The organism is Inhella crocodyli, assembly GCF_004004565.1.
GTDB lineage: Bacteria > Pseudomonadota > Gammaproteobacteria > Burkholderiales > Burkholderiaceae_C > Inhella > Inhella crocodyli.
In genome coordinates this window covers 731,721-755,977 of sequence record NZ_SACM01000001.1, presented here as the reverse complement: position 1 = coordinate 755,977, position 24,257 = coordinate 731,721, and the positions used below count along the sequence as shown (strand labels likewise).

At 69.2% G+C, this 24,257-nt stretch carries 16 protein-coding genes; 12 read left to right on the top strand and 4 right to left on the bottom strand.

What is annotated here, in order from left to right:
- Positions 1-2: 2 nt before the first annotated feature.
- The gene (locus EOD73_RS03545; protein ID WP_127680909.1) at positions 3-671 is read left to right on the top strand and encodes a glycosyltransferase family 2 protein; all 669 of its coding nucleotides are present in this window, start codon (positions 3-5) and stop codon (positions 669-671) included.
- A gap of 155 nt (positions 672-826) precedes the next feature.
- Positions 827-1,642: a hypothetical protein gene (locus tag EOD73_RS03540; RefSeq protein ID WP_127680907.1), complete on the top strand. Its 816-nt coding sequence runs from the start codon at positions 827-829 to the stop codon at positions 1,640-1,642.
- Positions 1,643-1,671: 29 nt separating this feature from the next.
- Here the strand turns inward: EOD73_RS03540 and EOD73_RS03535 are convergent, their stop codons facing one another.
- The 3 genes from EOD73_RS03535 to EOD73_RS03525 form a co-directional block, all read right to left on the bottom strand.
- Complete coding sequence (locus EOD73_RS03535) at positions 1,672-2,175, bottom strand: hypothetical protein (RefSeq protein WP_127680905.1); 504 nt, start codon at positions 2,173-2,175, stop codon at positions 1,672-1,674.
- 143 nt (positions 2,176-2,318) lie between these two features.
- Positions 2,319-11,741 (bottom strand): SPM autocatalytic domain-containing protein, encoded by a 9,423-nt coding sequence (locus EOD73_RS03530; protein WP_127680903.1) that lies wholly within the window; start codon positions 11,739-11,741, stop codon positions 2,319-2,321.
- Positions 11,742-12,063: 322 nt separating this feature from the next.
- Positions 12,064-12,708, bottom strand: a complete 645-nt coding sequence (locus tag EOD73_RS03525) for a GntR family transcriptional regulator (RefSeq protein ID WP_127680901.1) — start codon at positions 12,706-12,708, stop codon at positions 12,064-12,066.
- A gap of 223 nt (positions 12,709-12,931) precedes the next feature.
- On the opposite strand from EOD73_RS03525, the gene scpA reads away from it, so the two are divergent.
- The 10 genes from scpA to EOD73_RS03485 all read left to right on the top strand — a co-directional run bounded on the left by scpA (position 12,932) and on the right by EOD73_RS03485 (position 23,548).
- Complete coding sequence (scpA, locus tag EOD73_RS03520; protein WP_127680899.1) at positions 12,932-15,097, top strand: methylmalonyl-CoA mutase; 2,166 nt, start codon at positions 12,932-12,934, stop codon at positions 15,095-15,097.
- Positions 15,094-15,534, top strand: a complete 441-nt coding sequence (locus tag EOD73_RS03515) for a GNAT family N-acetyltransferase (RefSeq protein WP_127680897.1) — start codon at positions 15,094-15,096, stop codon at positions 15,532-15,534. The genes scpA and EOD73_RS03515 overlap by 4 nt, the downstream gene beginning before the upstream one ends.
- Positions 15,531-16,502, top strand: a complete 972-nt coding sequence (gene meaB / locus EOD73_RS03510) for a methylmalonyl Co-A mutase-associated GTPase MeaB (protein ID WP_127680895.1) — start codon at positions 15,531-15,533, stop codon at positions 16,500-16,502. Before EOD73_RS03515 ends, meaB begins: the two co-directional genes overlap by 4 nt.
- Positions 16,495-18,027 (top strand): acyl-CoA carboxylase subunit beta, encoded by a 1,533-nt coding sequence (locus EOD73_RS03505; RefSeq protein WP_127680893.1) that lies wholly within the window; start codon positions 16,495-16,497, stop codon positions 18,025-18,027. Before meaB ends, EOD73_RS03505 begins: the two co-directional genes overlap by 8 nt.
- Before the next feature lie 10 nt (positions 18,028-18,037).
- Positions 18,038-18,169, top strand: a complete 132-nt coding sequence (locus EOD73_RS17890) for a hypothetical protein (protein ID WP_259370319.1) — start codon at positions 18,038-18,040, stop codon at positions 18,167-18,169.
- Entirely contained in the window at positions 18,162-20,213 is a 2,052-nt protein-coding gene (gene accC / locus EOD73_RS03500) for an acetyl-CoA carboxylase biotin carboxylase subunit (protein ID WP_127680891.1), read from the top strand. The genes EOD73_RS17890 and accC overlap by 8 nt, the downstream gene beginning before the upstream one ends.
- Positions 20,210-21,451, top strand: a complete 1,242-nt coding sequence (locus EOD73_RS03495; protein ID WP_127680889.1) for an FAD-dependent oxidoreductase — start codon at positions 20,210-20,212, stop codon at positions 21,449-21,451. The genes accC and EOD73_RS03495 overlap by 4 nt, the downstream gene beginning before the upstream one ends.
- A complete protein-coding gene (locus EOD73_RS03490) occupies positions 21,448-21,912 on the top strand; it encodes a VOC family protein (RefSeq protein WP_127680887.1) in 465 nt (154 codons plus the stop codon). Before EOD73_RS03495 ends, EOD73_RS03490 begins: the two co-directional genes overlap by 4 nt.
- Before the next feature lie 78 nt (positions 21,913-21,990).
- Positions 21,991-22,161, top strand: coding sequence for a hypothetical protein (locus EOD73_RS17515; RefSeq protein WP_164845937.1), 171 nt, complete (start codon positions 21,991-21,993; stop codon positions 22,159-22,161).
- Positions 22,162-22,201: 40 nt separating this feature from the next.
- Positions 22,202-23,548, top strand: coding sequence for a phospholipase C/P1 nuclease family protein (locus EOD73_RS03485; RefSeq protein ID WP_164845936.1), 1,347 nt, complete (start codon positions 22,202-22,204; stop codon positions 23,546-23,548).
- On the opposite strand, the gene EOD73_RS03480 is transcribed toward EOD73_RS03485, so the two are convergent.
- A complete protein-coding gene (locus EOD73_RS03480) occupies positions 23,542-24,240 on the bottom strand; it encodes a cupredoxin domain-containing protein (RefSeq protein WP_127680884.1) in 699 nt (232 codons plus the stop codon). The two genes, EOD73_RS03485 and EOD73_RS03480, sit on opposite strands and share 7 nt — an antisense overlap.
- Between the last annotated feature and the right edge of the window lie 17 nt (positions 24,241-24,257).

Sequence of the window (24,257 nt, the reverse complement as noted above, 5' to 3'; positions counted from 1 at the left end):
GCATGGGCGTCGTCCTCGTCAGCGCCACGCGGGCCACGGCGGCCGAGTTCGGTGCCGGCACCTTGCTCGGGCGCAGCCTGCAGCGCCTGCAGTTCGAGGCCCGCCTGCGCGCCGTCGTGGCCTTCGAGAACCGCGCAGGGCTGCCGGCGGTCTACAACGCCGGCATGGCGCAGTGCGCCGACGACGACTTGGTGGTCTTCGTGCACGACGACGTGGGCTTCGACGACTACCACGTGGTCGACCGCCTGACCGAGGCGCTGCAGCGCTACGACGTGGTCGGCATCGCGGGCAACCGCCGGCGCCTGCCCCTGCAGCCCGGCTGGGGCTTTGTCGACGACCGCGGCACCTGGGACGCGATCGAGCAGCTCAGCGGCACCGTGGCCCACGGCGCCGACGCCCACGTCACCCGTTTTGGCCCGGCGCCCGCCGACTGCGAGCTGTTGGACGGCTTGCTGCTGGCCGCCCGCGTGGACCGCCTGCGCGCCACGGGGGTGGCCTTCGACCCACGCTTCCAGTTCCACCTCTACGACCTGGACTTTTGCCGCAGCGCCCGCGCCGCCGGGCTGCGCCTGGGCACCTGGCCCCTGGCCGTGACGCACGCCAGCGCGGGCAACTTCTCGGCCGCTTGGCGCGCCGAGTTGCCCAAGTACTTCGCCAAATGGGGAGATTGACATGAGCCCCTCGCCCAAGGTTCGCCTGGGGCGGTCCCCCGAGGGGACGGCGCCGCCGGCCCGTGCGACTGGCCAGCGGCGCTGGGCGCGTTGGCTTGGGGCGGCCCGGCGCTCGGACGGACACGTCGTGCGCGGTTGCGACATCGCGCTTGGGCATGAGCGCTAGCCCCCGCCCCGTGCACCTGCTGCACATCGGCTACAGCGAGGCCACCGCGGCCGCGATGGAGCCCGGCTTCACCCTGCTGGACAACCGCGCCAACCCCCGGCCCGATTGGTACGAGCTGTGGCCCATCGCCCACTGGCTGCGCGCCCAGCCGATGGACGAGGGCGCGCTGTACGGCTTTTTCAGCCCCAAGTTCCGGCAAAAGACCGGCTTGGGCGCCGCCGAGGTGCGCGCCTTCGCGGCGGCCCATCCGCAGGCCGAGGTCTGCCTGTTTTCGCCCCAGCCCGACGTGCACATGGCCTTTCGCAGCGTCTTCCACGGCGGCGAGGCCTTCAACCCCGGCTACCTGGCCGTGGCCCAATCGGTGCTTTTGCAGGCCGGGGTGCCGGTGGACCTGAACAAGGTGGTCATGGACAGCCGCGTGGCCGTGTTCTCGAACTACCTGGTGGCCACCCCCCGCTTCTGGCGCCAGTGGCTGGCCTGGGTGGAGGTGCTGATCGCGCAGGGCGAGGGCCCGATGCGCGAGGCCTTGAGCGCCGCCACCAGCTACGGCGGCGGTGCGCAGCGCAAGGTCTTCGTGGGCGAGGGCTTTGCGTCGCTGCTGTGCTGGGGCGGCGACTACCGCGTCGCCGCGCTCAGCCCCTTTGCCGTGCCCTGGTTCAGCATGCTGTCCCCGTTTCGCGAGCAGTTGATCGCGATGGAGGCCCTCAAGCGGGCCTGGCGCGACACGGGCTCGGGCGAGTACCTGCAGCAGTTCGACGCGCTCAGCGCCAGCGTGCTGGCCCAGGCCACGCGCCGGCCGCGCTGACCACCGCCCCAAGTCCGCCCCAAGCCCACCTAAGCGCCGTCGCCCTGGCGTGGATCGCACTGCCAGGTGAGCCGACCCAAGGCGTCGCGGATCTCGGCGCGTGACGGGGAAAAGTTCGTCAGGCTGGCATGGCACCGGCGACCGTCGGCGGCATGGATCTTGAGCCGCCACCCGTGGGTGTCGATGCCTCCCCGGACCTCGTGCACCGACCAGTGCGCTTGCCCCCGTTCGGCCTGGTGGTCCTCGCAACGGCGCACCGCCACCCACTGGGACTGGGCCGCGTCGTCGCCCGGGTACACCGCCACACCACAGGCCACGGCGCGATCGATGCCCAACCCCTGGGCAGCCCTTTGCATCGTGCCTTCCCAGTCCACCGGCCGCTCTTGCCAAGCCCGCCAGGCTTGCCAATCGGACTCGTGAAGGGCCAGCGCCAGGCCCAGCCCGACCAGGCTCAGCGTCAAGACCCAAGCGACGGCGCCTGGACCCAGGTGGGGATGCCCGGTGTGGGTGGGGACGTCGTCGCCGGTGCGCATGGACCGAGTGTGGCGCTGCGGCAGGGAACGTCGCCTCGGAAAAACGCCAAGCAGCCCGGGGATGCGGACAAAAAAGACCCCGCGCACCCGAAGGTGGCGGGGTCGGGGCCGGCCGCATTGGGGCCGGCGTTCGCGCAATCGGTTTAGATGATCGGCGGGACGAAGCGCTCGTCGTCGTCGCCCTTGTAGACCAAGTTCGGCGTGAGGCCACCGTGGCGCAGGCTGGCCAAGTCGCTCACCGCGCCATCCGTGCTGCCCATCGGCGTGGCCGTCGTGCCAGGCAGGGTCAGCGCCGTGGGTGCGGCGGCGATCACCTCGTCGGCCGGAGGTGGCGTCGTGTCCTTGGCGAACCAGACGTCGGCCAGCGTGTGGGTGCTGCCGTCGTCCTTCGTGAACTTGGAGACCAGGCCCACGAAGTTGCCGTTGTTCACGTCGCTGCCCTTGGCCGCGCTGAGGTCGAAGGAGGTGATGCCCAGTTCGGCCAAGTTCTTGAGCTCGCCGGCGTCGGTCACGCCGTCGTGGTCGCCGTCCACCCAGACCTGCAGCTTGCTCCAGTTGGCGTCCTGGGCGTCGAGCTTGCCGTCGCGGTTGCTGTCTTCGGCGGCCATGGCGGCGAAGCCATCGGCGGCACGGGTGCCGTCGGCCAAGCGGGTGCCCGAGCCGAAGAGTTCCTTGCCGTCGTTGATGACGCCGTCGTTGTTGCGGTCCATCACCAGGAAGCCGTCGTTGCCGGCCGCCCAGCCCCACTTCGCGCTCTGTCCGTCGCCGTTCAGGTCGAAGTTCACCCCTTGGCTGGCCGACAGGGTTTGGATGCCGTTGCCGTCCAGGTCCAGCATGATGGGCGTGGCCAGGAACAGGGCGTTGATCTGTGCCGTGCTCATGGCCCCCGTCTGGTCGGAGGTGAAGGCCAGCACCTGGTCCATGTTCATGCTGCCCAGGTCGGCCGTCTCGAAGCCCTTGACCTGGTCGGTCGTGAAGGCCTGGATCTGGTCGGTGGTCAGCCCGTCGATCTGCAGCGTGGTGAAGGCGGCGATGTCGTCGGTGCCCAGGGTGCGCAAGTCGTCGGTCTCGATGGCCCCGATCTGGGCCGACGAGAAGGCCCGCAGTTGTCCCGTGGTCAGCAGGGCGAAGTCGGCCGTCTCCAGGGCCACGACCTGGGCAGTGCTCATGGCGGCCAACTGGCCGGTGGTGAGCGCGGCCACCTGGTCGGTGCTCAGGGCGCCGATCTGGTCGGTGGTCAGGGCCGCGAAGGCGGCGGTGCCCAGGGCGCGCAAGGCGGCGGTGCCCAGCGAGCCGATGGCGTCGGTGCTGATGCCCACGACTTGGTCGCTGGTGATGCCTACCACTTGGGCACTGCTGAGCGCGGCCACTTGGTCGCTGGTCAGGGCGCTGAAGTCGGCCGAATCGAAGGCCTTGAACTGGGCGGTCGTCAGCACCGCGACGTCGTCGGTGGCCATGGCCGCCAACTGCTCGGTGGTGATGCCCAGCATTTGGGCCGAGGTCAACGCACGAACTTGTGCGGTGCTCAGGGCCACCACCTCGTCCGTGGACAGGGTGCCGATCTGGGCCGAGGTGAGCGCGCTGATTTGCGCTGTCGTCAGCTTCGAAACTTGGGCCGAATCGAGCACCGTGAACTGGTCGGTGCTCAGCTGACGCAGCGCGGCGGTGGACAGGCCGGCCATGTCGGCGCTTTCGATGGCGTCGAGCTGGTCGGTCGTCAACCCGGCGGCTTGGGCGCTGGTGAGCACCGCGAACTGCTGGGTGCCCAGGGCCACGATGCCATCGGTGCTGATGGCCGCGATCTGGGCGGACCCGAGCGCGCGGATGCCGTTGCTGCCGATGGCGGCGATGTCGGCGCTTTGCATCGAACCGATTTGATCGGTCGTCAGCGCGGCCAACTGGGCCGAGGTCATCGACGCCCACTGGCCCGTGCCCATCGCCACCAGGTCGTCGGATTCCAGGCCACGAATCTGGGCCGTGGTCAACGACGAGGTTTGCGTCGTGGTGAGGTTCGCCCACTGGTCGCTGGTCATCGCGTTGAGCTGGTCGGTGCTCAGCGCGCGGACCGTGCCGGCCACGAGGGCCCGCAGATCGTCGGTGGCAAAGGCGGCCATTTGGTCGGTGGTGAGGCCGGCCACTTGGCTGGTGCTCAGGTTGGCGGCCATCGCCGTGCTCAGGGCCACGATGCCGTCGGTGCTCAGGGCGCCGATTTGCTTGGAGCTGAAGGCGCGGATGCCGTTGGCCCCGATGGCGGCCACGTCGGCCGTTTGCAGGTTGTTGACCTGGTCGGTCGTCAGCGCAGCCACTTGGTCGGTGCTGAAGGTGGCGAAGTGCTGGGTGCCCAGGGCATTGAGGTCGTCGGTGCTCAGGGCCGCCAGCTGCGCCGTGGTGAGGCCGCGGCTTTGGTTGGTGGCCAGCGCGCCGAACTGGTCAGAGCCCATGGCGTCCAGTTGGGCCGTGGTCAGCTTGGACAGCGCCTGCGTGCTCAAGGCCCGCAGGTCGTCGGTGGCCAGGGCCACCATCTGGTCGGTGCTCAGGCCGGCCACCTGGGCGGAGCTCAGCGTGGTGGCTTGTGCGGTCGTCAGGGCCACGATGCCGTCGGTGCTCAGCGCGGCGATCTGTGCCGAGCTGAGGGCGCGGATGCCGTTGCTGCCCAGGGCGCGCAGGTCGTCGGTCTCCAGGCTGCCGAGTTGGTCGCTGGTCAGGGCGGCCACCTGGGCGCTGGTGAAGCTGGCGAAGTGCTGGGTGCCGAAGGCGTTGAGGTCGTCCGTGGCCAGGGCCGCGATCTGGCCGGTGCCCAGGCTGGCCGATTGCGCGGTGAGCAGTTGCTGGAACTGCGCCGAACTCAGGCTGCCGAGTTGGTCGGAGGTCAACGCGCGCAGGGTGGCCGTGGCCAGGGCCCGCAGGTCGTTGGACTCCAAGGCGCCAAGTTGGTCGGTGGTCACGCCCGCAATCTGCGTGCTGGTGATCGAGCCCCATTGCTGGCTCGTCATGGCCTGGACGTTGGCGGTGCCGATGGCGCCAACCTGGTCGCTGCCCAAGGCGCGCAAGCCGGCCGAGCCCAGGGCGACGAGGTCATCGCTTTGCAGGCTGCCGATCTGGTCGGTGGTCAAGACGGCGATCTGGGCCGTGCGCAGCGCCGCAAACTGCGCCGTGCTCAGGGCGTTGAGATCGTCCGTTTCCAGCGACGCCACTTGGCCCGTGCTCAGGCTCTGCACCTGGGCGTTGGTGAGCTGCGCGAACTGCGCGGTGCCCATGGCGTTGAGTTGGTCGGTGGACAGGGCCTGGAGGGCTTGCGTGCTCAGGGCGCGCAGGTCGTCCGTGGCCAGGGCCACCAACTGATCGGTGCTCAGGCCCTTGACCTGGGCCGTGCTCAGCGAGGCCGCTTGCTGGCTGGTCAGGGCCACGATGTTGTCGGTGCTGAGCGCGCCGATCTGGTCGGAGCCCAGGCCCGACAAGGCCGCGGTGCTCAGGGCCCGCAGGTCGTCGGTTTCCAAAGCGCCCACCTGGTCGGTCGTCATCGCCTTGGTTTGCAGCGTGGTCAGCGCGGCGGCTTGCGCGGTCGTCAGGGCTTGGATGTTGTCGGTGCTCAGCGCTTTGAACTGGGCCGAGGTCAACGCCTTGACGCCGTTGGCGCCAATGGCCACCAGGTCGGCCGTCTCCAGGCTGGCGACCTGGTCGGTCGTCAGCGAGGCCAACTGCAGCGTGCTCATCGCCGCAAACTGGGCGGTGCCGAAGGCGTTCAGGTCGTCGGTGCCCAGGGACACCAGCTGGGCCGTGCTCAGCGCTTGCACCTGGGCCGTCGTCATGTTGCGCAGCTGGTCGGTGGTCAGCGCATCGAGCTGGGCGGTGGTGAAGCTGCGGATGCCGGCGGTGCTCAGGGCGCGCACGTCATCGGTCTGGATCACCGGGTTCTGATCGGTCGTCAGGCCGGCGACTTGCGTCGTGCTCAGGACCGAGACCTGGGCGGTGGTCAGCGCCACCACGCCGTCGGTGTTCAGCGCACCGATCTGCGCCGAGCTGAGCGCCTTGACGCCGTTGGTGCCCAAGGCCACGACGTCGGTCGTCTCCAGGTTGTTCACTTGGCCCGTCGTCAGCGCGGCCACCTGGCCGGTGGTCAGGGTGGCGAAGTGCTCGGTCTTGAGCGCGTTCAGGTTGTCGGTGCTCAGCGAGGCGACCTGGCTGGTCAGCAGCGACTGGGTTTGCTGCGTGCGCAGGCTGGAAATCTGGTCGGTGCTCAAGGCGCCGAGCTGGTCGGTGCTCATGCCACGCACGGCCTCGGTGCTGAGGGCGCGCAGGTCGTCGGTCTGGATCACGCCGATCTGATCGGTCGTCAGGCCCTTGACTTGGGTGGTGTTGAGCACCGCGGCCTGGGCGGTGGTGAGGGCCACGACGTTGTCGGTGCTCAAGGCGCCGATCTGGCCGGAGTTCAGTGCCTTGACGCCGGCGCTGCCGATGGCGACGACGTCGGCCGTCTCCAGGCTGCCCACCTGGTTGGTGGTCATCGCGGCGATCTGGCTGGTCAGCAGCTGGCCGAACTGGGTGGTGGTCAGCGCGTTCAGGTCGTCGGTGGACAGGGCGGCCACCTGGCCGGTGCCCAGGCCTTGCACTTGGCGGCTGGTGAGCGCGGCGATTTGGTCGGAGCCCATCGCGTCGAGCTGCGCCGTGCTGAAGGTGCGCAGGCTGCTGGTGCCCAGGGCCTGAACGTCGTCGGTCTGGATGGCGGCGATCTGGTCGGTGGTCAGGCCGGCAACCTGGCCCGAAGCGATGGCGGCGAATTGCGCCGTCGTCATGGCCTGGATGCCGTCGGTGCTGATGGCGCCGACCTGGGCGGTGGTGAAGGCCGCCACGCCGGCGCTGCCGATGGCGCGCAGGTCGTTGGTTTCCAGGTTGTTGACCTGGTCGGTCGTGAAGGCCCGTACCTGGGCCGTGCTCATCGCCGCAAACTGGGTGGTGCCCAGGGCGTTGAGGGTGTCGGTGGCGAGGCTCGAGACCTGCCCCGTGGTCATGCCCTGCACCTGCTGGCTGGTCAGCGAGCCGAGCTGGTCGGAGCTCATGGCGCCCAGTTGCGCGGTGGTCAGCACGCGGATGCCGGCCGAGCCCAGGGCGACGATGTCGTTGGTCTGCAGGTTGGCGATCTGGTCGGTGGAGAAGGCCGACACCTGGCCCGTGCGCAGCGCCGCGAACTGGGCGGTGCCGAAGGCGTTCAGGTCGTCGGTTTCCAGCGAGGTGACCTGGCCCGTGGTCAGGCTCTGGACCTGCGCATTGGTCATCTGCGCGAACTGGTCGGTGCCCATGGCGTTGAGCTGGTCGGTGCTCAGGGTCGTCAGGGCTTGCGTGCTCAGGGCGCGCAGGTCGTCGGTGGCCAGGGCCACCATCTGGTCGGTGCTCAGGCCCTTGACCTGGGCGGTCGTCAGCGTGCTGGCCTGCAGCGTGGTCAGGGCCACGATGTTGTCGGTGCTCAGCGCGCCGATGTTGCGCGACGAGAAGCCCGACAGGGCGGCCGTGCTCAGGGCCCGGAAGTCGTCGGTGGCCAGGGCGCCAACCTGGTCGGTGCTCAGGGCCGCGGCCTGGGCCGAGGTGATCTGCGCGGCTTGGGCCGTGGTCAGGGCCACGATGCTGTCGGTGCTCAGCGCGGCGAACTGGGCGGTGGTCAGCGCACGGGTGCCGCTGCTGCCGATGGCCACCAAGTCGGCGGTTTCCAAACTGGCAACCTGATCCGTGGTCAGTGCCACGATCTGGTTGGTTGTGAGGGCCGCCACTTGGTCCGTGCCCAGCGCGTTCAGGTCGTCCGTGCCCAACGAGGCCAGTTGCGCCGTGGTCAGCGCGCGCACCTGGTTGGTGGTGAGCTGCGCCAGTTGGTCGGTGCTCAGGGCGCCGATCTGGTTGGTGCTCAGGGCCCGCAGGGCGTCGGTGCTGAGGGCGCGCAGGTCGTCGGTTTCCAGGTTGGCGATCTGGTCGGTGCTCAAGCCGGCCACCTGGGCGCTGCTCAGCGCGGCGAACTGGGCCGTGGTCATGGCCACGATGCCGTCGGTGCTGATGGCCCCGATCTGGCCGGTGCCGAGGGCGCGCACGCCATTGACGCCAACGGCGACCAGGTCGGCCGTTTCCAGGCTGGAGACCTGGTTGGTCGTCAGCGCGGCCACCTGGGCCGTCGTCATGGCGGCGAACTGGTCGGTGCTCAAGGCATTCAGGTCGTCGGTCCCGATGGCCGCGATCTGGTTGGTGCGCAGGGCTTGGACCTGGTTGGTTCGCATCTGCGCGAACTGGTCGGTCGTCAAGGCGTCCAACTGCGCCGTGCTCAGGGCGCGCAGCGCGTCGGTCGTCAGGCTGCGGACGTCCAGCGTTTCGATCACGCCGACCTGGTCGGTGTTCAGGCCTTGCACCTGGGCCGTGGTCAGCACCGAGGTTTGGGCGGTGGTGAGCGCCACGACGCTGTCGCTGCTCAAGGCCCCGAGCTGGGCCGAGCTCAGCGCGCGAACGCCCGTGGTGCCCAGGGCCACCACGTCGGCGGTCTCCAGGGCGCTCATCTGCGTCGTGGTCAGCACCGCCACTTGCGAGGTCAACAGCTGCCCGAACTGGTCGGTGGTCAGCGCGTTCAGGTCATCGGTCGAGAGCGCGGCCACTTGGCCCGTGCTCAAGCCCTGCAGCTGCTGGCTGGTCAGGGCGGCCATCTGGTCGGAGCCCAGGGCGTCGACCTGGGCCGTGCTCAGGGCACGCACCGTCGCCGTGCCGATTGCCCGCAGGTCGTCGGTTTGCAGGGCGACGATCTGGTCGGTGGTCAGGCCGGCGGCTTGGCCGCTGGCCAGCGCGGCGAACTGCGCCGTCGTCATGGCCTGGATGCCATCGGTGTTGATGGCGGCGATCTGGCCCGTGGTGAAGGTGGCGATGCCGGCGCTGCCCAAGGCGCGCAGGTCGGCCGTTTCCAGGCCCGAGACCTGCTCGGTGGTGAGGGAGCGGACTTGCGTCGTGCTCAGCGCCGCGAACTGGGCCGTGCCCAGGGCGTTGAGGGTGTCGGTGGCCAGGGTCGAGATCTGGCCCGTCGTCAGCGCTTGGACTTGGCTGCTGGTCAGCGAACCCAGCTGGTCGGAGCTCAGGGCACCGATCTGGTCGGTGCTGAGTTGGCGCAGGGCCACGCTGGTCAGGCGTTGGATGTCGTCGGTTTCCAGCGCGCCCATTTGGTCGGTCGTCAGCCCCGCGGCTTGCGTGGAGCCGATGGCGGCCGCCTGTGCGGTGGTCAGCGCGACGATGCCGTCGGTGCTGAGCGCGCCCATCTGGGCCGAGCTGAGCGTGCGCAGGCCTTGGGTGCCCAGGCCCACCACATCGGCCGTTTCCAGGCTGCCCAACTGGTCGGTCGTCAGCACCGACACCTGCGTGCTGGTGAGCTGGCCGAACTGTGCGCTGGTCAGCGCGTTGAGGTCGTCGGTGCCCAACTTGGACACCTGCAGGGTGGTCAGCGACTGGACTTGGGTGCTGGTCAGGTTGCCGAACTGGTCGGAGCCCATCGCGTCCAGCTGCGCCGTGGTCAGGGCGCGCAGGGTGGCGGTGTTCAGCACGCGCAGGTCGTCGGTGGCCAGGGCCACCATCTGGTCGGTGCTCAGGCCAGCGGCTTGCGCCGTGCTGAGGCTGGCGGCCTGCTGCGTGGTCAGGGCCACGATGCCGTCGGTGCTCAGCGCTGCGATCTGTGCCGAGGTGAGGGCCGACAGGCCGGCGCTGCCCAAAGCGCGCAGGTCATCGGTTTCGAGGCTGCCGAGCTGGTCGGTGGTCAGCGACCGCAGTTGGGCGGTGGTCAGCGCGGCAAACTGGCCGGTGGTCAGGGCATTCAGGTCGTCGGTGGCCAAGCCTGCCAGCTGGCCGGTGGTCAAGGCCTGGATCTGGGCGGTGGTCAGTTGCCCCAATTGCGTGCTGGTCAGGGCGCCCAGTTGGTCGGAGTCGAGGGCGCGCAGGGTCGCGGACGACAGGGCACGCAGGTCGTCGGTGGCCATGGCGGCCATTTGGTCCGTGGTCAGGCCGGCCGCTTGCCCGGTGGTCAGGCTGGCCGCCTGCGTTGTTGTGAGGGCCACGACGCCATCGGTGCTCAGGGCCCCCACTTGGGCCGAGTTCAGGGCACGCAGGCCCGCCGAGCCGATGGCCACCAGGTCGGCCGTCTGCAGGCTGGCCACCTGGTCGGTGGTCAGGCCGGTCAGCTGGCCGGTGGTCATGGCCGCGAACTGGGCGGTGCCGAAGGCGTTGAGGTCGTCGGTGTCGAGGCCGGCGACTTGCTGGGTGGTGAGGTTTTGCACCTGCACCGTGGTCAGCGCGCCGAGCTGGTCAGAGCCCAAGGCGCCCAGCTGGTCGGTGCTCAGGGCCCGCAGCGTGGCGGTGCCCAAGGCGCGCAGGTCGTCCGTTTGCAGGGCGCCGGTCTGGTCGGTGCTCAGGCCTTGCACTTGGTTCGAGGCCAGGGCCGCGGCCTGCCCCGTGGTCAAGGCCACGATGTTGTCGGTGCTGAGGGCGCCAACCTGGTTGGAGCTGAGCGAGCGCAGGGTGTCGGTGCTGAGGGCGCGCAGGTCGTCGGTTTGCAGCGCACCGAGCTGGTCGGTGCTCAAGCCCTTGGCCTGGTTGGACGTGATCGACGCGGCTTGCGCGGTGGTCAAGGCCACCACGCCGTCGGTGCTCAGGGCGCCCACCTGGGCGCTGGACAGCGAGCGCAGCGCGTTGGTGCTCAAGGCGCGCAGGTCGTCGGTTTCCAGACTGGCCAGTTGGTCGGTCGTCAGGGCCGACACCTGGGTGGTGGACAGGGCGTTGAACTGGGCCGTGCCCAGGGCGTTCAGGGTGTCGGTGGGCAGGGCCGAGATCTGGGCGGTGCTGAAGGCCTGCACCTGCGAGCTCTTCAGGGCCGAGAACTGCGCCGAGTCCATGGCGGCGATCTGGGCCGTGGTCAGGCTGCGCAGCAGGTCGGTGGACAGCACGCCGACGTTGGCGCTGCCCAGGGCGTCGATCTGGTCGGTGGTCAGGCCCTTGGCCTGGGTGCTGGTGAGCACGGCCGCCTGGGTGGAGCTGAGCGCGGCGATGTTGTCGGTGGACAAGGCGCCCACGGCCGCGCTGCTGAAGGCGCGGATGCCGGTGCTGCCGATGGCCACCAGGTCGGCCGACTCCAGCACCGACACCTGGTCGGTGGTCAGCGCGCCCAGCTGGGTGGTGCTGAGGTTGGCGAACTGCGCCGTGGTCAGGGCGTTGACGTTGTCGGAGACCAGCGAGGCGATTTGCCCGGTGGTCAGGCCCTTGACCTGCGCCGAGGTCAGCGCGCCCATCTGGTCGGTGCTCAGGGCGTTGAGCATGTCGGTCTTCAGCGTCGACAGGGCCGCCGTGCTGATGACCTGCAGGTCCCGCGTCTCGAAGGCCGCGAACTGCTCGGTGCTGAGGAAACCGAAGGCCTGGCTGCTGAGGCTGCGCACCTGGTCGGTGGTCAGCGCCTGGATCTGATTCGTGTTGAACGCCGCCCAGTCGTCGCTGGTCAGCCGGGCCAAGGTCACCGTTGACAGGGCGGCGATTTGGTCGGAGGTCAGGCTGGAGATCAGAGAAGCCATGGTGCGCTCACTTGTTCAGTGTGGGTTGCCGTTCTTCGGGGCTGCTGCGAAGGCGCACAAGCGAATGCGCACCCCTTCAACGGGCCATCGTCTTCGGGCTTTCGGTTACTTTTTCTGGAACTTGAGGCTCGGCCTTGGGCGTTTGTCACACCCGGGCACGTCCTTGTCAAACCGGTATGAGGGTTTGCCCGGACGTGGGCCCCCCAAGGTCCCTCGCAGGGATGCTAGGTCGCGGGGCGAAGGCCAATCGGCACAACAGGGCGGTGAAGTCCGGCGTAATGCGGCGTAATGCCGAGGCGCCAGGGTTTTTGCGCCGGGCCGTTCAGGACGCCGGTCGCGCGGCCTGTATGCCGTTGTCGAAGTGCTGGCGGGCCACTTGAGCGGCCCGCGCGGGGTCGCGTTGGGCGAGCGCGGCCATCAATTGGCGGTGCTCTTCCAGGGATTCCGCCAGGCGCCCTTGCTGGAACAGGCTGTGGTGCCGGTTGAGCTTCATGAGCCGGCGCAAATCGGTCACCATGTGCAGCCGCCAGCGGTTGCCTTCCAGCTCCAACAGGCGCAGGTGGAAGCGCTCGTTGGCGGCGAAGAAGGCGTCGCGCTGGTGCACGCTGCGCTCTAGCTGCTCGTGCAGGCCTTGCAGCTCTGCCAATTCGGCCTCGGTGGCGCGCGCGGCCAGCTCGGCGGCGGCGTCGCTCTCCAAGAGGGCCAGCAATTGATAGGCCTCGCGCACGTCGCGCTCGCTCATTTCGGTCACGTAGGCGCCGCGTCGCACCTTCATGGTCACCAGGCCTTCGGCGGCCAGCACCTTGAGGGCTTCGCGCAGGGGCGTTCGGCTGATGCCGAGCTCGGCGCACAGGGCTTGCTCGTCGATCCAGGCGCCTGGCTCCAGCTGCCGCCCAAAGATCCGCTGGCGAACGTGCTCGGCCACCTCCAGGTAGAGGGCGCGCGGGGCGAGTGGGGCGGCGGGCATGGTGGGGGCAGGGCGGATGGACAGGCGGCCAGGGCCGGCGCAGCATGGGCGCTGCGCCCTGGCATCGTGGGCCGATGGTGTCAGAGTGTAGTCAGTTTTGAATTCATAATTATGAATAACGCGGACGCTATGATGCACCGCACAACAAATGGCGCTTCGCGGGTCCCCTCATCAGGGAACGCGGGTCGCCGCGATCCCTTGCCCGACCGCCCCAAGGCCGACCATGACCGACAAGAAACCCGCTGAAACCGCCGCCCCGACCTTGAGCCAATGGGAGAAGGCGGCCGCCAAATCGGCCCCGGGTGGGGACGTGGGCGCGTTGACTTGGGTGACCCCGGAGGGCTTGCGGGTCAAGCCGCTGTACACGGCGGCCGATCTGGCCGGGCTTCCCCACGCCGACACCTTGCCTGGCTTCGCGCCGTTTCTGCGCGGGCCCCAGGCCACGATGTACGCCGTGCGGCCCTGGACCATCCGCCAGTACGCCGGCTTTTCCACCGCCGAGGAGAGCAATGCCTTCTACCGCCAGGCCCTGGCCGCCGGCGGCCAAGGCGTGAGCGTGGCCTTCGACCTGGCCACGCACCGCGGCTACGACAGCGACCACCCGCGCGTGGTGGGCGATGTCGGCAAGGCCGGCGTGGCCATCGATTCGGTCGAAGACATGAAGATCTTGTTCGACGGCATCCCGCTGGACCAGGTCTCGGTCAGCATGACCATGAACGGCGCCGTGCTGCCGGTGCTGGCGGCCTACGTGGTGGCCGGGGAGGAGCAGGGCGTGCCCAGCGCCAAGCTGAGCGGGACCATCCAGAACGACATCCTCAAGGAGTTCATGGTCCGCAACACCTACATCTACCCGCCGGCGCCCAGCATGCGGATCGTGGCGGACATCATGGCCCACACCGCCGCCGAGATGCCGAAGTTCAACAGCATCTCGATCAGCGGCTATCACATGCAAGAAGCCGGCGCCAACCAGGCGCTGGAGCTTGCCTTCACCCTGGCCGACGGCATGGAGTACGTGCGCACGGCCATGAAGCGCGGCTTGGCGGTGGACGCGTTTGCACCCCGCCTGAGCTTCTTCTTCGCCATCGGCATGAACTTCTACTTGGAAGTGGCCAAGCTGCGGGCGGCCCGCCTGCTGTGGAGCCGGATCATGGGCGACTTCGGGGCGAAGGACCCGAAGAGCCTGATGCTGCGCACCCACTGCCAAACCAGCGGCTGGAGCCTGACGGCGCAAGACCCGTACAACAACATCGTTCGCACGACCGTGGAAGCTATGGCGGCGGTGTTCGGCGGCACGCAAAGCCTGCACACCAACAGCTTCGACGAGGCCATCGCGCTGCCGACCGAGTTTTCCAGCCGCATCGCCCGCAACACCCAGCTCATCCTGCAAGAGGAAACGCACATCACCAGCGTCGTCGACCCCTGGGCCGGCAGCTACATGATGGAAAAGCTGACGCAGGAGCTGGCCGACAAGGCGTGGTCGATCATCGAAGAGGTGGAAGGCCAAGGCGGCATGACCCAGGCCGTGGCCAGCGGTTGGGCCAAGCTGCAGATCGAGGCCAGCGCGGCGCAGAAGCAGGCCCGCATCGACAGCGGGGCCGACGTGATCGTCGGCGTCAACAAGTACAAGCTGGCCAAGGAAGACCCCGTCGACGTGCTGGAGGTCGACAACGTCAAGGTGCGCGAGCAGCAGGTGGCGCGCCTGGCCCAGATCAAGGCTACGCGCGACGCCGCCGCGGTGCAAGCCGCATTGGCCGCGCTGACCGAGGCCGCCCGCTCGGGCGAGGGCAACCTGCTGGCGCTGTCGATTCAAGCCATGCGCGTGCGCTGCACGGTGGGGGAGGTGAGCGATGCACTCGAAACGGTTTACGGCCGCCACCGCGCGGACATCCACAAGGTGAGCGGCGTGTACGCCGGCGCCTACACGGCGCCCGACGAGTGGCAGGCCTTGCAGGCCGAGGTGGCCGGCTTTGAGGGCCAGCACGGCCGCCGACCGCGCGTGATGATCGCCAAGCTGGGCCAAGACGGGCACGACCGCGGCGCCAAGGTGGTGGCCACGGCCTTTGCCGACCTGGGCTTCGACGTGGACATCGGCACCCTGTTCCAAACGCCCGAGGAGTGCGCCCGCCAGGCCATCGAAAACGACGTGCACGCCGTGGGCGTGTCCACCCTGGCCGCGGGCCACAAGACCCTGGTGCCGGCCATCATTGCCGAGCTCAAGAAGCAGGGCGCCGACGACATCATCGTGTTCGTGGGCGGCGTGATCCCGCAGCAGGACTACGACTTCCTCTACGCCCAGGGCGTGAAGGGCATTTACGGCCCTGGCACCCCCATCCCCGACAGCGCGCGGGACGTGCTGAAGCACATCCGCGAGGCCGTGGGCGCCGCATGAGCTTGGCGTTCGCCGCCGTGCAGGCGGAGGACTTCGAGGCCCTGCTGGCCTTGCGAGTGGCCGCCATGCGACCCTCGCTGGAGGCGCTGGGCCGATTCGACTTGACGCGGGCGCGCGAGCGCTTCGCCGGGCAGTTCCATCCGGCCGCCATGCGGTGGATCGAAGTCGCTGGGGAACGGGTCGGCCTGCTGACCGTGCACCGCGAGCGCGACCCCTGGCACGTGCAGCACCTCTACATCGCCCCCGGGCACCAGGGCCAAGGCCTGGGCCGGTGGGCGCTGGACAGCGTGCAGAGCGAAGCCGCGGCCGCTGGCGTGGCCGTCGAACTGGAAGCCTTGCAAGGCAGCGACGCCAACCGCTTTTACCAACGCCACGGTTTCAGGGTTTTGGCCGTGCAAGACATCGACACCCGCTACCGCTGGGAGCCCGCACGATGAGCGTGGACGCCCTGCGCCAAGGCGGCCCGGCAGGCCGCCGCGCCCTGGCCAAGGCCATCACCCTGCTGGAAAGCAGCCTGCCGGCCCACCGTGCCCAGGCCGATGCCCTGCTCACCGCCTGCCTGCCGCACAGCGGCGGCGCGGTGCGTTTGGGCCTGAGCGGCGTGCCCGGGGTCGGCAAGAGCAGTTTCATCGAAGCCCTGGGTCTGCACCTGATCCAGCAAGGCCACCGCGTGGCCGTGCTCGCCGTGGACCCCAGCAGCAGCCTGTCGGGCGGCTCCATCTTGGGCGACAAGACGCGCATGGAGCGCCTGTCGGTGCAAGAGGCCGCCTTCATCCGCCCCAGCCCCAGCCGCGGCGTCTTGGGTGGCGTGGCCAGCCACACGCGGGAACTCATTCGCATCGTCGAGGCCGCCGGCTACGACGTGGTGATCGTCGAAACCGTGGGCGTGGGCCAGAGCGAGGTGGCGGTGGCCGGCATGACCGATTGCTTCTGCTTGCTGCAGTTGCCCAATGCCGGTGACGAACTCCAAGCCATCAAGCGCGGGGTGATGGAGTTGGCCGACCTGGTGGTCATCCACAAGGCCGACCTCGATGCCGCCGCGGCCATGCGGGCGCAGGTGCACATCGTGTCCAGCTTGCGACTGCACGGCCAAGCGCATGGCGCGTCGGCACCGGTGGAAGTGCTGCAGGCCAGCAGCCTCACCGGCCAGGGCGTGGCCGAGGTGTGGCAGGCCGTGCAGCGCCAGCAAGCGGCGCAGGACCGCGACGCGCGGCGGCACCGACAAGACATCGCCTGGCTGCACGAGCGCATCCAGGCTGGCCTGCAGCAGGCCTTCCACGACCACGCCGCCGTGGCGGCGCGTTTACCCGGGCTGGAGCAAGCGGTGCGCGCCGGCACACTGGCCGCCAGCACCGCCGCCCGCGACCTGTTGACCCTGTTTTTGAGGAACACCCCCCATGGATGACATCCAAAAACTGCTCGAGAACAAGCGCGCCGCGGCGCGCTTGGGCGGTGGCCAAAAGCGCATCGACGCGCAGCACAAAAAGGGCAAGCTCACCGCCCGCGAGCGCCTGGAACTGCTGTTCGACGACGACAGCTTCGAAGAGTGGGACATGTTCGTGCAGCACCGCTGCGTGGACTTCGGCATGGACGCCAACCACATCCCCGGCGACGGCGTGGTCACCGGCTACGGCACCATCAACGGCCGCTTGGCCTTTGCCTACAGCCAGGACTTCACCGTGTTCGGCGGCGCCCTGAGCGAGGCGCACGCCGAGAAGATCTGCAAGGTCATGGACCAGGCCATGAAGGTCGGGGCACCGGTGATCGGCTTGAACGACTCGGGCGGCGCGCGCATCCAAGAAGGCGTGGCGTCCTTGGGCGGCTACGCCGAGGTGTTCCAGCGCAACGTGATGGCCAGCGGTGTCATCCCGCAGATCAGCCTGATCATGGGCCCCAGCGCCGGCGGCGCGGTGTACAGCCCGGCGATCACCGACTTCATCTTCATGGTGAAGGACAGCAGTTACATGTTCGTCACCGGCCCCGAGGTGGTGAAGACCGTCACGCACGAGGAAGTGACCGCCGAGGAACTGGGGGGCGCCAGCACGCACACCACCAAGAGCGGCGTGGCCGACCTGGCCTTCGACAACGACGTGGAAGCGCTGCTGATGCTGCGCCGCTTCTTCAACTACCTGCCGCTCAGCAACCGTGAGAAGCCCCCGGTGCGGCCCTCGGGCGACCCGGCCACGCGCCGGGACGAGTCGCTCGACACCCTGGTGCCCGCCAACCCGAACCAGCCCTACGACATCAAGGAGCTGATCGCCAAGGTGGTGGACGACGGCGACTTCTTCGAGCTGCAGCCCGAGTACGCCAAGAACATCGTCACCGGTTTCGCGCGCATGGACGGCGGCACCGTGGGCATCGTGGCCAACCAGCCCCTGGTGCTGGCGGGCTGCCTGGACATCAAGAGCAGCATCAAGGCCGCGCGCTTCGTGCGCTTCTGCGACGCCTTCCACATCCCGGTGGTGACCTTTGTCGACGTGCCCGGCTTCATGCCCGGCACGTCGCAGGAGTACGGCGGCATCATCAAGCACGGTGCCAAGCTGCTCTACGCCTATGCCGAGGCCACCGTCCCGAAGATCACCGTCATCACCCGCAAGGCCTACGGCGGTGCCTACGACGTGATGGCCTCCAAGCACCTGCGCGGCGACGTCAACTTCGCCTGGCCCAACGCCGAGATCGCCGTGATGGGCGCCAAGGGCGCGGTGGAAATCATCTTCCGCGAAGACAAGGGCGACCCCGAAAAGCTCGCGGCCAAAGAGGCCGAGTACAAGGCCCGCTTCGCCAACCCCTTCGTCGCGGCCGAGCGTGGCTACATCGACGACGTCATCCAGCCCCACGAAACCCGCCAGCGCATCTGCCGCAGCTTGAAGATGCTGAAGGACAAGAAGCTGGACAACCCGTGGCGCAAGCACGGGAACATTCCGCTGTAAGGAGAGGACCATGTTCAAAAAGATCCTCATCGCCAACGGTGGCGTTCGCGCCGGAGGCGCGGTTGCGCCAGCAACAAATGGCATGACCGACGGCGAAGCCGGCGGTGCAGGCGAGTTCACCCCGGGAGGCCAGCGTGTTTAAGAAGATCCTCATCGCCAACCGGGGTGAAATCGCCTGCCGCGTCATCGCCACCGCCAAACGCCTGGGCATCGCCACCGTGGCCGTTCACTCCGAGGCCGACGCCCGCGCGCGGCACGTGGAGTTGGCCGACGAGGCCGTGTGCATCGGTCCGGCCCCCAGCCGCCAGAGCTATTTGATGGCCGACAAGATCATCGCGGCCGCCAAGCAAACCGGCGCGCAGGCCATCCACCCGGGTTACGGCTTTCTGAGCGAGAACGAAGACTTCGCCCGCCGCGTCGAGGAAGAGGGGCTGGTCTTCATCGGACCCAAGCACGGCGCCATCGCCGCCATGGGCGACAAGATCGCGTCCAAGAAGCTGGCGCAGCAGGCCGGGGTCAGCACCATCCCCGGCCACAACGAGCCCATCCTCAGCGCCGAGGAGGCCGTCGCCATCGCTCAGAAGATCGGCTACCCCGTCATGCTCAAGGCCAGCGCCGGCGGCGGCGGCAAGGGCCTGCGCGTGGCGCACAACGACAAGGAGTGCGCCGAGGGCCTGGTGAGTTGCCGCAACGAAGCCGCAGCGAGCTTCGGCGACGACCGGGTGTTCATGGAGAAGTTCATCGAACAGCCCCGGCACATCGAGATCCAGGTGCTGGCCGACGGCCACGGCCACACCCTGTACCTGTGGGAGCGCGAGTGCTCCATCCAGCGCCGCCACCAAAAGGTCATCGAAGAAGCCCCGTCCCCCTTCATCAGCGAGGCCACGCGCAAGGCCATGGGCGAGCAGGCCGTGGCCCTGGCCCAAGCCGTGGGCTACCAAAGCGCGGGCACGGTCGAGTTCGTGGTCGGCAAGGACCAGGGCTTCTACTTCTTGGAGATGAACACCCGCCTGCAGGTGGAGCACCCGGTGACCGAGTGCATCACCGGGCTGGACTTGGTGGAGTGGATGATCCGCATCGCCGCGGGCGAGAAGCTGCCGCTGCAGCAGTCGGACCTGAAGCGCGAAGGCTGGGCCATCGAGTGCCGCATCAACGCCGAAGACCCGTTCCGCAACTTCCTGCCCAGCACCGGTCGCCTGGTGCGCTACCAGCCGCCGCCCACCGACCTGGCGCAGGGCCAGCCCAGCGCCGGCCTGGGGGTGCGCGTGGACACCGGCGTGTTCGAAGGCGGCGAGATCCCGATGCACTACGACTCGATGATCGCCAAGCTCATCGTGCACGGGAAGGACCGCGCCGACGCCATTGCCCGCATGCGCGGGGCGCTCAACGGCTTCGTCATCCGCGGCATCGCCAGCAACATCCCCTTCCAAGCGGCCCTGCTGGCCCACCCGGACTTCCAGTCGGGGAACTTCGACACCGGTTTCATCGCGCGCCAGTGGCCCAGCGGCTTCAAGGCCGAGTCGGTGACGCACGACGACCCCGACTTCCTGGTGGCCCTGGCCGCCTTCGTGCGCCGCAAAACGCGCGAGCGGGCCGTGGGCATCAGCGGCCAACTGCCGGGTCACGAGGTGGGGCTGGACAACAAGGCCGTCGCCATCACCCACCTGGGCGAGGGCAACAGCCTGCGCCAGCACGTGCGCGTCACCGAGATCGCCGGCCGGCCGGGCGTGGCCCGCATCGAGGTGGATGGCAAGGGCTACGACATCGAATGCCACTCGCGCTTGATCGACGTGCGCCTGAGCGGCAGCGTCAACGGCCGGCCCTTCGTGGCCCAGGTCGAGCGCGGCACGGCCAAGAACCCGCTGGCGTTCCGCTTGCAGCACAACGGCAAGTCGGCCGAGATCACCGTGCTGCGCCCCCGCCACGCCGAGCTGCAGGCCCTGATGCCCTACAAGGCGCCGCCCGACACCAGCGCTTTCTTGCTCTCGCCCATGCCGGGCCTGCTGGTCCAACTGGCTGCGGCCGTGGGCCAGAAGGTGCAAGCGGGCGAGCGCTTGGCCGTGATCGAGGCCATGAAGATGGAGAACGTGCTGTTCGCCACCCAGGACGTGACCGTGGCCGAGGTGCTGGCCAAGCCGGGCGAGTCCCTGAGCGTCGACCAGCCCATCTTGCGCTTCGCCCGTTGAGCGTCGCGGTCGTTGGCGCGGGCGTCGCCGGCACGGCGGCGGCCATCGGGCTGGCGCAGTTGGGCGTGCCGGTCACCGTCTTCGAGACGGTGGCCGACCCCCAGCCCATCGGGGCCGGTTTGCTGCTGCAGCCCACGGGGCAGCAGGTGCTGGCGCACCTGGGGCTGTTGGACGGGGCCTTGGCGCATGGCGCTCGGCTCGACCGCCTGCACGGGGACACCGCCAGCGGGCGCACCGTGCTCCACCTTCGCTACAGCCGCTTCGCCCCCGAGGCCTACGGACTGGGCTTGCAGCGCGGTGTGCTGATGGGCCTGCTGTGGCAGCGCCTGCGGGCCCTGGGCGTGCCCTGGCATTGCGGCGCCACGGTCACGGGCTGGACGGACACCCCCGAAGGCGTGCGCCTTCACGGCGAGGGTGGGGCCGACCTGGGCCGCTTCGAGGCCGTGCTCTTGGCCGATGGCAGCTTTTCTCGCCTGCGGTCTCAGCTGGTGGCCGGGCACGGCCGCGTGCGGGCCGATCCCTTCCCTTGGGGGGCCTTGTGGACGGTGCTGCCGGCACCCACTGGCTTTCCCGCCATCGAACTGCGCCAGCGTTTTCGCGGCGCGCGGCAGATGCTGGGCCTGATGCCCGTGGGGCGCGCCTGGGGCAGCGACGCCGGCAGTGCGCCCGGCATCAACCTGTTCTGGAGCCTGCCCCTGGCCGAGATGCCCGACCTGGACCGGCTGGACTTGGCGGCTTGGAAGCGCCCGTTGGTCGAGCTGCTCCCCTGGGTGTCGCCCTTGCTCGATGGCTTGACCGACGCCCACCAACTGCGGCCAGCGCGCTACGCCGACGTGCGCTTGCACCCGACGCACCGTGGCGCGGTGCTGGCCATCGGCGACGCCGCGCATGGCATGAGCCCGCAGCTGGGGCAGGGGGCCAACATGGCCTTGATCGATGCGCAGGTGCTGGCGCAAACCCGCCGCGCGCATCCGCAGGCGCCCTGGCCCGAGCTGCTGGCCCGCTTTGCCCAGGCCCGCCGCGCCCACCTGCGCTACTACGGGCAGGCCAGCCGCTGGCTGACGCCGATGTTCCAGTCCCACCAGCGCCTGCTGCCCGCCCTGCGCGATGCCCTCATGGGACCGGTGGGGCAACTGCCTTGGTTCCACGGCCAAAACGTGGCCACCCTGAGCGGCATGAAAACCGGGTGGCTCTGGGGCCGCCTCGACCTCTCGAACAACCCTTGGAGCCCGCCATGAGCGACCGTCCCTTTCGCATCCTCGGCCTGCAGCAAATCGCCATCGGCGGCTTGGACAAGCAGCGCCTCAAGACCTTGTGGGTCGACTTGCTGGGCGTGCCGGTGACCGGCACCTTCCAGAGCGAGCGCGAAAACGTCGACGAGGACATCCTGACGCTGGGTCGGGGCGCGCACGCGGTCGAGGTGGACCTGATGCAGCCGCTGGACCCCGACAAGAAGCCGGCCGTGCACACCACGCCGCTGAACCACGTGGGCCTGTGGGTGGACGACCTGCCCGCTGCCGTGCAATGGCTCGAAGCCCAAGGCCTGCGCTTCGCGCCGGGTGGGATCCGCCGCGGCGCGGCCGGCCATGACATTTGCTTCGTGCACCCCAAAGGCAACGAGCAGTTCCCAATCGGCGGCGAGGGCGTGCTGATCGAATTGGTCCAAGCCCCCGCCGAGGTTCGCGACGCGCTGCGCTGACCCCAGCACACACGCTGTGGCGCCGCCGCGCCACCCCAAGGGGTATGGTGGCCCCTGAACCCCAAGACAGGAGGCCCCGTGGCCAAACCAAATTACTCGTTCGAAAAGCGCCAGCGCGAGCTGCAAAAGAAACAGAAGAAAGCCGACAAGGCGCAGCGCAAGGCCCACCAGGCGGCGGCCGGGAGCGAGCCCGAAGTCCAGCCGGTGGACACGCCCGCCGAAGACCGGCTGCCACCGGCCCCCGTCTGAACGGAGCGCTCAACGCATGCGGGCTTGGCAGCGTGCCCTGATGGGCGTCCTCTTGAGTGGCGCGGCCGGCTTGGCCTCATTTGCGCACGCCTGGGGCAACCACGCGCTGTTGAGCTACCGGGCCTTGGAGGCCTGGCCGGAGGTTGCTTCGGCGCCGGCGGTGCCGGCCGAGCCCCTGGACGCCTTCTTGCGCGCCCAAGGCCCGGCCATCGCCGCCTTGACCGACGCGCAGGAGGCCTGGGCCCGGGCGCACATCCGCGCCTACACCCCGCGGCCCGAGGGCCTGCGTTGGGCTTGGCGGCCCGAAGCCGACGAGGCCGAGCGCCGCAGCGCCTTCGCCCGCGCCCTGCGCCTGTCGCCCCAAGCCGCCTTCGCGCTGTTCGTGCAGGTCGATCCGCGCCACCCCGAGCGCACCGCCGATGGGCCCCCACTGGCCCCCGAGGCCGTGGCCAGCGTGGCCCCGAGCAAGGGGGCCACGCAGCGCTTCGTCGCCGTCGCACCGGGTCAGCCCGTGCCGGTGCTGGCGGTGCTGGCCTCGGCCAGCGACGAGCCCGACTACGGCTACGACATCGACCTGTTCGACGACAACGCCGGCGGCGGTGGCTTGGGCTTCGGGGTGCAGCCCTTTGGCAACCCGGCCATTCGGATCAGCAGCCAAGCGCCGTTCCACATGGGCTTTTTCCACCAAGGGGCCGTGTTCAACACCCTGGCCCCCGCCTTTGCGCGCAGCTTCGCCCAGTTGCGCGTGCACCAGTACACGACGCTGGCGGCCTTGGCCTTTCGCACCGGCCATGCGTACTGGGGCTGGCGGTTCACCGGCTTGGCCCTGCACTACGTGCAAGACCTGACCCAGCCGTACCACGCCAGCGCGGCCCCCGGTGAGCGCTTGCCGGGCATGCTGTGGGCCAACGTGCTGGACAAGCTCGGCTGGCCCGACCGCAAGGCCGGCTTGGTCGTGTTGCAGAGCAACCGCCACTTCGTGCTGGAGAACTTCCAAACCCGTCGCCTGCTGGCGGCCGCCCAAGCCGGCGAGGACACGGCCAACGAGCGTGCCTTGCGCGACGTGACGCGCGACGGCAGCTACCCCGCTTGGCACGATCAGTACCTGCGCGAGGTCGTGGCGGCGGAGGCCCATGCGGCCGGGCCGGCGACCGACGCGGCCATCGTGGTGGGCGCGCCAGCGCGCTACGTGCTGGACCCGGCCTTCGACTTCGGCGCCCAAGAGGGGCAGATCGATCTGGACGCCGACATGCGCCGCCAATTGCAAGCCCAGCGCGAGGCCATGCAAGAGGCCGTGGCCCGATTGCTCGCCCACTTGGGGGCCCACACCCGCAACACCGTGCGCGGCGTGCGGGCCCTGGCCGACAGCGCGCCGAGGGCTCAGTAGCCGGGCAGGGGCATGGGCTCGGTGCTGCGCTTGCGGCGGGCTTGGATTTGGGTCGCGACCTTGACCGGGCCCAGCGCGTCGGTCATCACCACGGCCTGAACGGGCGTGGGCACCAGCTCGTCGGGGTGCCATACGCGAACCCGCGCCGGCCCGTAAGGCACGTTGCTCAGCTCCACGCGACCCTCGGCGTCGGTCACGCCCGACCAGGGCGAATCGGTCACGTACAGGTGCCCTTGCATGCTGCCGTGCAGGTGGCAGCCCAGCAGTTGCGGGCCGACTTCCGTGTAGCTCTGCGTGGCACTGCTCGGTGCCCGGTCGCTTTTGCGACCCGCCAGTCGAAAGGCATAGCCCTCGTCGGGCTTGGCGTAGCGGTTGCCCGTCTGGATGACACCGCCTTTGACGTGGTGGTCCCAAGTGTCTTGGTTGGTGAAGCGCACCTTGGTGCTCAGGTGCACCACGCTGACCGCGGGAATGAACTTCATCTTCTCCTGCGTCACGGTCACCTCGGCGGGCGGCGTTGGCCGTGGGCCCGACTGGCTGGATTCGGCGATGACCACGGCATCGCGCAGCGGCTTGCCCTCGCGGTCCAGCACCTGAACCGAGAGGTTGGCGGCCGCCACCCACCCGGGCAGCAGCGCCGTCACCAAAGCCAGCCCAGAGAGGGGCAGGGCGCGCATCGCGGTCTTCAACATGAAAGCTCCAACAAAAG